The 13,318-nt window shown below is 38.6% G+C and carries 12 protein-coding genes; 6 read left to right on the top strand and 6 right to left on the bottom strand.

The features are described 5' to 3' along the window. Position 1: 1 nt before the first annotated feature. From FH971_RS11005 to cmoA, 3 genes are read right to left on the bottom strand one after another with little or no spacing between them, the layout of a single operon-like run. Positions 2-772: an ATP-dependent zinc protease family protein gene (locus FH971_RS11005; RefSeq protein ID WP_140234324.1), complete on the bottom strand. Its 771-nt coding sequence runs from the start codon at positions 770-772 to the stop codon at positions 2-4. A 25-nt stretch (positions 773-797) separates the two neighbouring features. Further along, entirely contained in the window at positions 798-1,790 is a 993-nt protein-coding gene (gene cmoB / locus FH971_RS11000; RefSeq protein ID WP_140234323.1) for a tRNA 5-methoxyuridine(34)/uridine 5-oxyacetic acid(34) synthase CmoB, read from the bottom strand. After that, positions 1,787-2,518, bottom strand: coding sequence for a carboxy-S-adenosyl-L-methionine synthase CmoA (cmoA, locus tag FH971_RS10995; protein ID WP_140234322.1), 732 nt, complete (start codon positions 2,516-2,518; stop codon positions 1,787-1,789). The genes cmoB and cmoA overlap by 4 nt, the downstream gene beginning before the upstream one ends. A gap of 448 nt (positions 2,519-2,966) precedes the next feature. On the opposite strand from cmoA, the gene FH971_RS10990 reads away from it, so the two are divergent. From FH971_RS10990 to ruvB, 6 genes are all read left to right on the top strand, one after another. Continuing rightward, positions 2,967-5,792 carry a transporter substrate-binding domain-containing protein gene (locus FH971_RS10990; protein ID WP_140234321.1) on the top strand — a complete coding sequence of 942 codons (2,826 nt, stop codon included), beginning with the start codon at positions 2,967-2,969 and terminating at the stop codon, positions 5,790-5,792. A 170-nt stretch (positions 5,793-5,962) separates the two neighbouring features. Beyond that, positions 5,963-7,738: an aspartate--tRNA ligase gene (gene aspS, locus FH971_RS10985; protein WP_140234320.1), complete on the top strand. Its 1,776-nt coding sequence runs from the start codon at positions 5,963-5,965 to the stop codon at positions 7,736-7,738. 124 nt (positions 7,739-7,862) lie between these two features. Beyond that, entirely contained in the window at positions 7,863-8,615 is a 753-nt protein-coding gene (locus FH971_RS10980) for a YebC/PmpR family DNA-binding transcriptional regulator (RefSeq protein ID WP_137226973.1), read from the top strand. A 7-nt stretch (positions 8,616-8,622) separates the two neighbouring features. Beyond that, entirely contained in the window at positions 8,623-9,144 is a 522-nt protein-coding gene (ruvC, locus tag FH971_RS10975; protein WP_101087026.1) for a crossover junction endodeoxyribonuclease RuvC, read from the top strand. Continuing rightward, entirely contained in the window at positions 9,141-9,758 is a 618-nt protein-coding gene (gene ruvA / locus FH971_RS10970; RefSeq protein ID WP_137226974.1) for a Holliday junction branch migration protein RuvA, read from the top strand. Before ruvC ends, ruvA begins: the two co-directional genes overlap by 4 nt. Before the next feature lie 32 nt (positions 9,759-9,790). Then, positions 9,791-10,795 carry a Holliday junction branch migration DNA helicase RuvB gene (ruvB, locus tag FH971_RS10965; protein WP_140234319.1) on the top strand — a complete coding sequence of 335 codons (1,005 nt, stop codon included), beginning with the start codon at positions 9,791-9,793 and terminating at the stop codon, positions 10,793-10,795. A 160-nt stretch (positions 10,796-10,955) separates the two neighbouring features. Here the strand turns inward: ruvB and gloA are convergent, their stop codons facing one another. The 3 genes from gloA to FH971_RS20465 form a co-directional block, all read right to left on the bottom strand. Next, positions 10,956-11,366 (bottom strand): lactoylglutathione lyase, encoded by a 411-nt coding sequence (gene gloA / locus FH971_RS10960; protein WP_140234318.1) that lies wholly within the window; start codon positions 11,364-11,366, stop codon positions 10,956-10,958. 777 nt (positions 11,367-12,143) lie between these two features. Beyond that, positions 12,144-12,422: a hypothetical protein gene (locus tag FH971_RS10955; RefSeq protein ID WP_140234317.1), complete on the bottom strand. Its 279-nt coding sequence runs from the start codon at positions 12,420-12,422 to the stop codon at positions 12,144-12,146. A 239-nt stretch (positions 12,423-12,661) separates the two neighbouring features. After that, positions 12,662-13,294 carry an ATP-binding protein gene (locus FH971_RS20465; protein ID WP_206194418.1) on the bottom strand — a complete coding sequence of 211 codons (633 nt, stop codon included), beginning with the start codon at positions 13,292-13,294 and terminating at the stop codon, positions 12,662-12,664. Positions 13,295-13,318: the final 24 nt, after the last annotated feature.

Here is a 13,318-nt window from a genome sequence, read left to right as displayed (position 1 = left end):
CCTACTTAACTAAAGTGGTAATTTGGTTTTTGGCTTTACCATAAATGTAGCTTTGGCCTACATCAACAATGGCAATATCTTTCATAAACTTGCGACCTAGTAATAAAGGATACTCTAGGTGACTTCGATCCGTTAAGTTTAAATCGGTTTCGGCGGCATATTTACCTATTTTTAAATGGGCATGAATGACTGGACGACGGTCATCTCCCGTATCTGCATCCTGTTTAATACGTACAAAACGTTCAACTTTAGATTCAAAGGTATTGCCTGGTTGATCAATACCATTAGTCATTACGTCAAAGCGAACCCATTGTATGCCTTCTCGTTCAAATAATACGATATTACGAGCATCCAAAGAGGATGATTCAGCACCGGTATCGATACGTGTTGCAAACTTGGCTTTTACTTCATCAATATAGACACTTTCGACTTCACCTAGGAGAAATTTTTCTCCAATAATGGCTTCAGCACACTGTTCCGGAACCGCAATAGTTTTAGGCATAGGTGGTTGAACAATAACTGTTTTAGGTTTCTCATTAATTGCTGCGCTGACTTGTGTTTTCAGTTTGCGGATTTCATCAGAAAGAGCACCAATATCACTTAGTTGTTGAGCGTTTTGTGAACTCATAGCGTCAATGATCACCGTTTGCGACATTTGCAAACCGCTATTCAGATCAGCATTAGTTAGCGGAGGTGTTGTGGGTTTTTGAGTTGTTGTACAACCCGAAATAAGGGCTGCTACAATGGATAGAGCAATTACCTGCTTTAACATATCAATTCCTGTTGAATAGTATTATTTACACTAAGTCGTGATTCGGTTGGTTCTTGGTTGCAATGATAATGGCTCTTTTGGGTGCAGGATAACCTTCAATGGTTAAACTTACATCATTTGGGTCGAGGTAATCGACTAGAGATTCATTTTTCATCCAAGCAGTGCTGCGTTGTTCTGCTAACGAGGTGATATCGATGTCAACGCAACGAACATTAATAAACTCACATTTCTTTAACCATAACATTAAGGCTGCTACAGAGGGTATAAACCAAACGTTGTTCATTTTGCCATATCTATCTTGTGGCACAAGTACTGCATTCTCATCGCCATCAATCACCAATGTTTCTAATACCAGTTCTCCACCAACGCGGAGTTGATCTCGTAATTGTAGTAAATGATCAATAGGAGACCGACGGTGGTATAGGACCCCCATTGAGAATACCGTATCAAAGGCATCTAAAGCGGGTAACTCTTCAATCCCTAGAGGCAGTAAATGTATTGGATGTTGATTTCCAGCGACTCGTTTAATGGCTTCAAACTGACATAAGAATAAAGGCGACGGATCTATTCCGACAACTCGAGTCGCTCCTGCACCCAGCATTCGCCACATATGATAGCCACTACCACAACCGACATCCAATACGGTACGATTTGTTAACGGTGTGATGTAATCTTTAACTCGATCCCATTTCCAATCACTTCGCCATTCAGTATCAATTTGAATGCCATGAACTATAAATGGTCCTTTACGCCATGGTTGGAAAACAGCAAGCAAATTAGAAAGTTTTTCTACTTGTCCAGGGCTAAGTTGTTCACCGGTTCCAATGGTGACAGTACTACTAAAATCAACTTTATCAGGTTGCGGATAATGCAATTTATTGAGGACTTTTTCCCATTTAGGTAAACTCCCGTGATTATTATCTCGTTGCCATTTCCCTAAAATGGCTGGTAGCGTTTCAAGCCAATGCTGCAGATTTGAATCGGCAATGTCTTTATAAAAAGAACTGAAATTGATCATTTAATGGCTACCATAGATGCAAAGTTAAAACATTGAAACCAAATTGAAAAGTGACTAAAGCCGCTTTCGGTTATACGCTGTTGATGAACATTCAAGCTGTCTGGACGCATAACGTTCTCTAACGCGCTGCGTTTTTGACTTATTTCGAGCTCACTATACCCATTTGCACGCTTAAAATCTAAATGCTGTTCATCTAATAACTGCTGAATTTGATTATCTTCAAAAAACAACTTTTCAGAAATGATTAAAATGCCGCCGGGTAGCATACCGTCATATACACGTTTAATCAGCGCATTTCGATCCTGGATAGGCAAAAATTGTAATGTAAAATTTAGCACAACCATCGACGCATTTTGAATTTCGACTTCTCTTATATCGGCACACAGTAAATTCACTTTGATGTCGCTGACATAAGCAGCAAGATTTTCAGTACAACGGTCAATCATTGACTGGCTATTATCAATCGCATAAATATGGCACTCTCGACCTTCAATTTGTCGACGAATACTCAAGGTGGCAGAGCCTAACGAACTGCCAAGGTCATAAATATTACTTTGAGGTGTGACAAAGCGATTAGCAAAATCACCAATGGTATTGATAATTTGTGCGTAACCAGGAACTGAGCGACGGATCATGTCATTAAATACACCAGCAACACGTTGATCAAATTGAAAATCCGTTATGTTATTGGCTACATTAGCGTATATCGTATCTTGTTGAGATTTCATCAGCTGTAATATGGAAAAATTAGGATTGTATTTTAGCTAATCAAGGTGAACCGCAGCAAGCATACTATTGCAGATTTGTGAGTTTTTTTTCAAATAGTGGCTACTGTTGTTAATAAGAGCGGTTTTGAATGAGGTTGAATACTGGTATTATCAATAAAAATTCAAAAATTACGCTGTATTTATCCACTCGACACGAAACAATATAGAAAAATGATATTATTTATTTTTGTTACTACGATGTAATGTGGATGTTGGTTAATCGATTAGTAACTAATTTGTAGTGATATCAACAGACCCTAGTGTCAACCCAATTTAATATCAACATAAGTTAATGCCAACATAAAGGTGAGGTTGCTCAACATTTTATCAATGAATTATCTGCACATTTAATATAAATCAGCTTATTTAGATGAGTAAGTATAAAAAAACAAAGTATTAGGGAAAAAACTTGAAATTTATACCTTGGATATTAGCAATTTTATTTACATGGACATCATTACCAGTACAAGCAACTGATTTTGATAAAAATGACTTAGTAGATCAACAATCTCCATTAATTATTGTAATGGGAGAAGATACTTATCCGTTTCAATATTTAGATGACAAAGGTACTCCTGCTGGTATCTTGGTTGATTTGTGGCGTGAATGGTCAGTTTTTTCAGGTACTAAAGTGCAATTTGTATCTCGACATTGGCAGCAGTCACTTGAACAACTTGAACAGAATAAAGCCGATGTTCATATTGGGATGTCGCAAAATGAGGCCCGGCTTGAAAAATTTGATTTTGCCAATTCATTTACCTCAGTAAATACCTATCTTTATGTGCATAAGTCGCTCAACAGTAAAAAACAAATAAGTGATTTAGTTCCTTATCAAATAGGTATCGTGACAGGCTCATCACATGAAGCAACATTATCTGCATTAGAACCCAAGCTTAGCTTTAAACGCTATCAAAATCGTGAACAATTATTACAAGCGGCTGTTAATGAAGATTTGTTTGTTTTTGCCAGTACAGAAGGATACCAACGCAATTTAGCACTAGAACAAGATATTGCGGCAAACTTCTACAGTTCCTCACGTATTCTCATCAAAAAAATAAATCTTTCACCGGCTGTTTCGAAAGGGAACACGGAGCTTATCAACAAAATTAACCGTGGTTTTGAATTGATACCCGCTAAAATAACCAAGCAAATCGAGCGACGTTGGTTAGGTTATCATCGACAAACCTCAGGCGTTGTTATTGCGATGCAAAATAATGTAGAACCTTATATTGATATTGGAACTGATGGTTTGCCACACGGTATGTTGGTTGACTTATGGACATTATGGTCAGAAAAAACCGGTATTAATATTGATTTTGTTGCTGGCGATATGAATAGCACTATTGAAGACGTTAAACGTGGTGTTGCTGATGTTCATATTGGTTACCCAGAAAGCCAAGAAATGCGCACAGGATTAAAGCAAACATGGCATATCATTTCTGTTAAAAGTCGTTTTTTTAGTACTAACCTTAACTTAAAAAATATTAAAAATAGTGATATGCGAATAGGTGTATTCCCTACAGCTCCTTATATTAGTGATATTAAAAAAGCGTTTCCTAAGGCACAGATTCGTTTCTATGATTCATTAGACAGTATGGTAAAAGCATCCCGTAATGACGAGATTACTGGTTTTGTGTCTTCAGCTGCAATGACATCGCATTATTTATTGGCTAATAAATTATGGGCAGAGTTTCGTCAATATGATGATATAGAATTTTCGACAGATATGTATGTGTTAACTCGGATTGATGACAATGGATTAGCGGACCGTATTCAAGCTGGTTTTAATTTGATCTCTGTTGAAGAATTGATACAAATTGAACGTAAATGGTTAATTAATCCAGATGACCGTTTTTTCGCTGGTTCAGCAAATAAAATTAAACTGACTATTCAACAAAAACAATATATTAGTAGTTTAGGCGCAATTAAAATGGGTTACCTAAAGAATTGGGCCCCTATGGAGTTTCAGGGGGAAAATGGTGAGTTTTTAGGGATTAATGCAGATATTAAAAATTTATTAGTCAAGCAACTAAATTTACCCATTATTCCTGTGGCTTATGATGATTTTGGTAATATGATGAATGATCTGATTAAAGGAGAGATTCATCTTGTCGGGAGTATGGCAAAAACGACAGAACGTGAAAATTCTATTGCGTTTTCATTAGCATATTGGCCGTCGTCTTGGGCAATAGTATCTTCTTTAACACAACCTCCAATTTTTAATATTTCACAAGTTGGCGGTAAACGATTGGCAGTGGTTGAAGGCTACCACATCATGGATCAACTCCGTCAACAATACCCGAGTTTACATTTGGTGATAGTGTCAGATACCAAAGAGGGGATGAACTCGGTAATTAATGGCAGAGCAGATATGTTTGTTGAACAAGTTGCCACATTGGCTACCACCTTAAAAGGTGGTCAATACCCGAGTTTAAAGATGTCGTTATTAGCCGAACTTACTGAACATAATAGTCACATTGGTTTATTTCCAGGGGTAAAGACCTTAGTCCCATTAATCGATCGAGTGATAGCAACCATCGATGAAACCGAACAACAAAACATGTACCAAAAATGGGTATCTTTAGATCTCAATAGTGACACCTCACAATATCAACGTTGGTTGAAATTATCGGTTATTGGTTTTTTAGTTATTTTCTTCATTTCCATTATCATTTTGATGTCAAATCGACGTTTGAATGTTGAAATTCAAAAACGTCTCATAGTAGAAGATAACCTTAGATTTATTGCCAATCATGACAATGTTACCTCACTGCCTAATCGCAGTTTACTTGATGATAGATTAGTACAAGCCACACTCATTCATCAAAGGGACGATTTAAAATTTGCGTTATTATTTATTGATTTGGATGGATTTAAAGCTGTAAATGATCAACATGGTCACCATGTAGGGGATAAATTATTGCAACATATAGCCTTGTTATTAACCCAACTAGTGAGGGAGTCTGATACTGTTTCTCGCTTTGGTGGCGATGAATTTGTGGTGTTATTAAATAATATTGAAGCCAAAGAAAGTGCCCGTCAAGTGGCTGATAATATATTAGCGACATTACAAAAACCATTACTCATTGATGATCTTAACATTACTATTTCGGCCAGTATCGGTATTGCTATTTTTCCTGATGATGCCGATAACGCGACATCGTTATTGAATATATCAGATCAATTAATGTATCAGGCAAAAAAAGTAGGTGGACATCAATATAAAATGAGCTAGTTTGGTTGCTGGTTTTTCAGTCAATCAACCGGGTTTATTCGCTATAGGTCTGGTTAATTGCTGCGATCTGACTGATACTTCAATGCATAAGTTTGAGTCACGGTATATAATGCCGTTTTTATGGTTTTCGATTTCTAAAATACCGTTTTGTGAATAAAGGATAGAGTTCAATGCGCAGTCATTATTGTGGAGACATCAATAAGTCTCATCTAGGTCAAGAAGTTACTTTAGTCGGTTGGGTTAATCGTAGTCGAGATTTAGGCGGAGTGGTTTTTTTAGACTTACGCGATAGAGAAGGGCTAGTACAAGTTGTTTATGATCCAGATCTAAAAGATGTTTTTGATATAGCATGCACATTGCGCAGTGAGTTTTGTGTTCAAGTTAAAGGCATTGTTCACGCGCGTCCAGATAGCCAAGTTAATTCACAAATGAAAACCGGCGAAATTGAAATCTTAGGTAAGCAACTGACGGTTATTAATGCTTCAGCACCTTTGCCATTAAGCATGGATAATTATCAGAATAATAGTGAAGAACAACGCTTAAAATACCGCTATTTAGATTTACGTCGTCCTGAAATGGCTGAGCGTATTATGTTTCGTGCAAAAGTGACCAGTTCAGTTCGTCGCTTTTTAGACAGCAATGGCTTTTTAGACATCGAAACACCTATTTTGACTAAAGCGACCCCAGAAGGTGCGCGTGATTATTTAGTTCCAAGCCGTACTTATAAAGGTCAGTTCTTTGCGTTGCCACAATCGCCACAGTTATTTAAGCAATTATTGATGATGTCGGGTTTTGACCGTTATTACCAAATTGTTAAGTGTTTCCGTGACGAAGACTTACGTGCTGATCGCCAACCTGAATTTACTCAAATTGATATTGAAACCTCTTTTATGTCTTCTGAACAAGTTATGGAAAAAACTGAGCAGATGATGCGCGGTTTGTTTCAAGACTTATTGAATGTTGATTTAGGTGAGTTTCCTCGCATGTCATACGCCGAAGCAATGAAGCGTTATGGTTCCGATAAACCGGACTTACGTAATCCACTTGAATTAGTTGATATTGCCGATTTAGTTAAAGATGTTGAGTTTGCGGTATTTAATGGCCCAGCAAATGATGTCGAAGGCCGAGTCGCGGCATTACGCATTCCAACGGGTGCATCTTTGTCTCGTAAGCAAATAGATGATTACACTAAGTATGCTGGTATTTATGGCGCTAAAGGCCTAGCGTGGATGAAGATAAATGATTTAGCAGCAGGTATGGACGGTATTCAATCGCCAGTGCTTAAATTTTTAAATGAACCTATTGTTAACGATATCATCAGTCGTACTGGTGCTCAGACAGGCGATATCATTCTATTTGGTGCTGATAAGGCTAACGTTGTGGCTGAAGCCATGGGTGCATTGCGCTTAAAAGCAGGTGAAGACTTCAAACTTCTTGAAGGGCAGTGGCGTCCAATGTGGGTTGTCGACTTCCCGATGTTTGAGAAAATTAATGGTGGTTTCCACGCCGTTCATCATCCATTTACCGCGCCTCGTGGCATTAGTGCGGAACAATTAGCTGCCGATCCTGGTGTCGCGATTTCTGATGCTTACGATATGGTCTTAAACGGTTGTGAGTTAGGTGGTGGTTCAGTCCGTATCCATAACGCAGAAATGCAAAGCACAGTATTTGATATTTTAGGTATTGAAGCTGAAGAAGCGAATGAAAAATTCGGCTTCTTACTCGAAGCATTACGTTATGGCACACCACCACATGCTGGTTTAGCATTCGGTTTAGACCGTATTATTATGCTAATGACGGGTGCTAGCTCAATTCGTGACGTGATGGCTTTCCCTAAAACCACCACCGCAGCATGTCCGTTGACCAATGCGCCAGGATTTGCAAACCCAGTTCAACTTGCTGAGTTAGGCATTGCAGTGGTTGAAAAAGTTAAAACAGAAGAGTAAATCGCTAACGTTAGCCATTTGCTCGCTCTTAACAGGGCACTAGATACCGAGGCTTTTGCCTCGGTATGTTTTTACAAGTAGACCGTTTTACTTGGAATATCCTAGTGGATAATAAGGAGCCATAATGGCAGGACACAGCAAATGGGACAATATTAAGCATCGTAAAGCAGCACAAGATGCTAAACGCGGTAAATTGTTCACTAAATTTATTCGAGAACTGACAGTAGCTGCTCGCGAAGGCGGTTCTGATGCTGATTCCAATCCCCGATTACGCGCTGCAATTGATAAATCCTTATCAAATAATATGACCCGCGACACCGTAGAACGAGCCATTAAACGTGGGGCTGGTGAAATGGATGGGCAGCAATTAGAAACCATTATTTATGAAGGCTATGGCCCAGGTGGTACAGCTGTCATGGTTGAAACCATGACAGATAATCGTAATCGTACTGTTTCTGGTGTTCGCAATGCCTTTAATAAGTCGGGTGGCAATTTAGGCACCGATGGTTCGGTGGCATATTTGTTTACTAAATCTGGCATTATTTCCTACGACACCGACACTGATGAAGATAGTTTAATCGACAGTGCGTTAGAAGCTGGTGCAGAAGATGTTATCACCCACGAAGATGGTTCAACTGATGTTTTTACCACTCCAGATGCATTTGGCAAAGTGAAAGATGCACTTGATAGCGCTTGTTTTGAATCTGTTAATGCTGAAGTGACTATGATTGCCTCATTAAAAGCTGAGCTCGACGCTAAAACTGCTGAGAAATTTTTACGTTTAATCGATACCTTAGAAGACCATGATGATGTACAAGAGGTATATCATAATGCTGAGATTTCTGATGATGTTATGCAAGCGTTAGATAACGAATGAGGCATCAATGGCGATCATTTTAGGGGTTGATCCTGGTTCCCGTATTACTGGCTATGGTGTTATTCAATGCCAAGGCCGTCAACAGATTTACCTTGGTAGTGGTTGCATCCGAACATCAGCCGATGAGTTACCACAACGTTTACAACAAATTTATGCAGGCTTATGCGAAATTATTACACAATATCAGCCAGATGAGTTTGCCATTGAACGGGTATTTATGGCAAAAAATGCCGACTCAGCCCTTAAATTGGGCCAAGCTCGCGGCGCAGCCATTGTCGCGGCAACATGTGCGGGGTTGCCTGTTGCTGAATATAGCGCAACCCAGATAAAAAGTGCTGTAGTTGGCACAGGTCGAGCTCAAAAAACGCAAGTGCAACACATGATTAAGCAATTGTTAAAGCTACCTGCATCACCACAAGCGGATGCCGCAGATGCATTAGGGGTAGCAATTTGCCATTTTCATACTTATCAAAGCCTTATTGCCATGGGCGGTAAAGCTAGCAGCAGAACATATGGAAGATACAAATGATAGGTCGTCTAAGCGGAATATTAGTTGAAAAACAAGCGCCTGAAGTTGTGATTGATGTCAATGGTGTCGGTTATGAGTTGCAAGTACCTATGACTAGCTTCTATGAACTACCTGGGTTAAATCAAACTACGATGTTATTTACCCATTTTGTGGTACGTGAAGACGCTCAGTTGCTTTATGGTTTTATCACTAAACAAGAGCGTGCATTATTTCGCTTATTAATTAAAACGAATGGTGTTGGGCCCAAGTTAGCATTAACGATTCTATCGGGTATGACAGCATCAGAATTTATGTCATGTGTCGAACGCGATGACATTGCCACCTTAGTTAAGCTACCTGGTGTGGGTAAGAAAACCGCTGAACGTTTAGTGATAGAAATGCGTGATAAACTTAAAAGCTTGCTTGAAGCCTCTGCTGGTACAGAACGCGAATTTATGCTGCAGAGTAATTATACTCCGGCTATTGTTGAAGACAGTGCTGAAGAAGATGCTATTTCAGCTTTATTATCATTAGGTTATAAACCTGCGCAAGCCAGTAAATCAGTGGCAGCAGCTTTCAAAGAAGGTATGAGTTCTGAAACCTTAATTAAAGCTGCCTTAAAATCAATGTTATAAATAAATGATATTCATAAACAGGGTCCATAATAATGATTGAAGCTGATCGTTTAATTCAGCCGCAGGAACAAGGTCAAGATGAACTTATAGATCGTGCTATGCGTCCTAAAATGTTGGATGAATATACCGGTCAAGATGATACTCGAGCTCAGCTTAAGATTTTTATTCAAGCTGCGATAAATCGTCGTGAAGCCCTTGACCATATGTTGATTTTTGGCCCTCCAGGTTTAGGTAAAACCACCTTAGCGATGATTGTAGCCAATGAAATGGGCGTCAATATTAAATCTACTTCTGGACCCGTGCTTGAAAAGGCCGGCGATTTAGCTGCCTTGTTGACTAACCTTGAAGAGGGCGATGTACTCTTTATCGATGAAATTCATCGTTTAAGCCCTGTAGTAGAAGAGATCCTTTATCCGGCGATGGAAGATTACCAACTTGATATTATGATTGGTGAAGGTCCAGCTGCACGTTCGATTAAATTAGATTTACCGCCATTTACGCTTATTGGTGCCACAACTCGTGCTGGGGCGCTAACGTCGCCATTGCGTGCGCGTTTTGGTATCCCATTGCGGTTAGAATTTTACAATGTGAAAGATCTCACTACAATTGTGACACGTTCAGCTAAGGTGATGGAGCTTGAGGTTGATGAGCAAGGGGCGATTGAGATCGCTAAACGCTCACGGGGAACCCCTCGTATTGCTAATCGTTTATTACGTCGGGTACGTGACTACGCGGAAGTAAAACATGATGGTAAAGTGACCCAAAAAGTCGCTGAATATGCGCTTGATTTGCTCGATGTTGATGAACAAGGTTTTGATTACTTAGATAGAAAATTGTTATTGGCTATTATAGATAAATTTATGGGTGGCCCAGTAGGATTAGACAACCTCGCTGCAGCTATTGGTGAAGATAGAGATACGATTGAGGATGTATTGGAACCTTTTTTAATTCAACAAGGGTTTATCCAACGCACGCCAAGAGGTCGTATTGCCTCCCAAAGGGCATATGAGCATTTTAGTTTGGTTAAGCCTGAATAGGCATATTGCCTTGTATTACTCATTTTAGTTTGATGACAATGTCTTATTGATTTGAACTAGGGACTAATGTCGAGCTACCCAGTAAAATAAAACCAGCTTTCGCTGGTTTTATTGTTTATTGCTAGTTTAATAATAGGCTTAAGTTTACCGCTTAAATGAATTAACCTAACGCTTCAGTTGCTGAACTCTTTTGAATTAACTCAATTTTGTATCCATCTGGATCTTCAACGAAGGCAATTTCAGTTTTACCACCCGCCACAGGGCCTGGAGCGCGAGTAATTTTGCCGCCAGCGGCTGCAATGGCATCGCAACGAGCATAAATGTCTTCTTCGCCAATGGCTAAATGTCCAAAGCCATTGCCTAAATCATAGGTATCGACACCCCAATTATAAGTTAACTCGATAACGGCTTGGCCAGTTGTTTCCTCACCAAAACCAACAAAGGCAAGAGTGTACTTGTATTCAGCGTTTTCAGATTGACGAAGTAGCTTCATTCCCATCACTTGAGTATAAAATTGAATGCTACGTTCTAGGTTGCCTACACGGATCATCGTATGAAGTAATTGCGACATGATTTGCTCTCTTATAAAAATTTATCTGACTTTAACAAGCTCAGATGACAATGAAAAGTTTTGCTGTACTGATTGGTAAAAACTTAAGCCCTCAAAGATCAACTGCCATCGATTAATCTTGAATAGATATTGATTATATTTTGCTATGGCTCACATTTATTAGGTTAATTTTTGGGTAAATTAGCTTAAAGCGTTATTATTACGTTATACCCATTTGGAGGCAAGAAAATGAATACAGAATTAAAAATGGCATTAGGTACTACTGTTGTTATTGCGATTTGTTTTAGTGCATTTTTTGTGTCGATGTTTTAAGCACCAGCAAAAAATAGATAGTTTAATGAGATTTACGATATGATAAATGTATTGGATATTAATTGATGAGTTATCATCCAATACATTGATATAAAACCCCAAAGTGCCTTCGGTGCTTTGGGGTTAATCTTCTGGGTATACTTTATCTTTAAACGCGCATTATATTGACAATATCATTAACCCACATGCTATTTAGGTAAGCGAACACCTTTCCTATTGAGAGATATGGGTCTTAGCGTAACCTAAATCCATTACAAAAAATATTCATTTTGTAAGAGTAACCTTTTAAGTGAATATTTGATGTGATTTAAACTCGAAAATCCTTTACAAAAAGGCTCTCTAGTTATAAGTAAGTATGAAGTGAGTTCATATGGACCGCTTGCAAAACGGATCGCTAAATCCTTATGATTTATTTACTGTATTCCTCGAGTCTTAGAAATACTGCACGGGCTTTGCCTACGACATTTATACATTAGTGAAACCCAACGAAGCTGCCATTAAACAGAATATCGTTACTTTGAGAATTTTCCATGCTTTTGCTGGGAATATTGGTTTATTGATATAGCGAAAAAGGTAAGCAATCGTAACTGCTACACATCCAGGTAATGGTGAAAAGAAAAAAACCATCTCTGTAATGCCGACACTAAAAACTAAAAATAAATACAGGAATTGCAGATAGTGAAAACGGCGCTTGTGTTGACGGATTTTAATCGGATCTGATGAAATATCTTCCAAATTTAGCATTTTACATCCTTGTAACGATTTACTTCGTAAAGCGTAGCTGATAATTGTCAAAGCGTTGTTTAGTGAAGTTTTATCTTTGCATTAATAGTGTAGAAAATCCTAAAAGACCATTTATCCTTAAATACACTTTGCTATATGATTATGGTGACTCACTCACATAACGATAGTGCAAACCCTCTTATCTTTCCATCTAGTGACTGACTCCTTAATCGTCATCCGAATTAATATATCAAAATAATTTATGTCGACCATATAGAAGCAAATGCAGCATCTGAAGACTTAGGGCTAGGCTCCGCTTTATCAATCGTAAATCTAACAGGTATATTGAATGCAGACCCGAAACCAATAGCATCGCCTCTAGGTAAACCAGAGATTTCACTTAGAGTATGTTCGTTACCATTTTCTATCGCGTGTCTTAATGCATTGATGTCACGTTCATTAGTTAAGCGCAGTGAGATCCAATTTGAACACATGGCCAGCACTGTGGAAGATAGCTCTGAGGGGCGTTGGGTACTAACAAGTAAAGAGCAATTAAATTTGCGCCCTTCTTTTGCTAGCCTTTCGTATGCTTTAAGCTGAGTTCCTTCTTCTGCGAAGGGATCTCTAAGGTAGTGATGGGCTTCCTCTAAAAGAAGCATGGTTGGATAATTCTGATCTTGGCCTCTTTTAAATAATACATCAGAGTACATTTCTAAAAGTGAACCTAAAATCATTGGAGAATGATCGTCAGCTATATTCTTTAAATTAATGATATGAACATCCCAATCTTGTAGTTCCCCCGATTTTTTACCAAAAATATAATCGACTTCTTGTTCGATTTCTTTTCTCCACATATCAGAGACTGTTAATTCTTGTCCACCATTTAGATCCACAACTTCCTTAAATCGATCATCTTC

The organism is Shewanella polaris (assembly GCF_006385555.1).
Taxonomy (GTDB): domain Bacteria; phylum Pseudomonadota; class Gammaproteobacteria; order Enterobacterales; family Shewanellaceae; genus Shewanella; species Shewanella polaris.
Note: the sequence above shows the minus strand (reverse complement) of the source record. Positions and strands in the feature narration are given on the sequence as shown.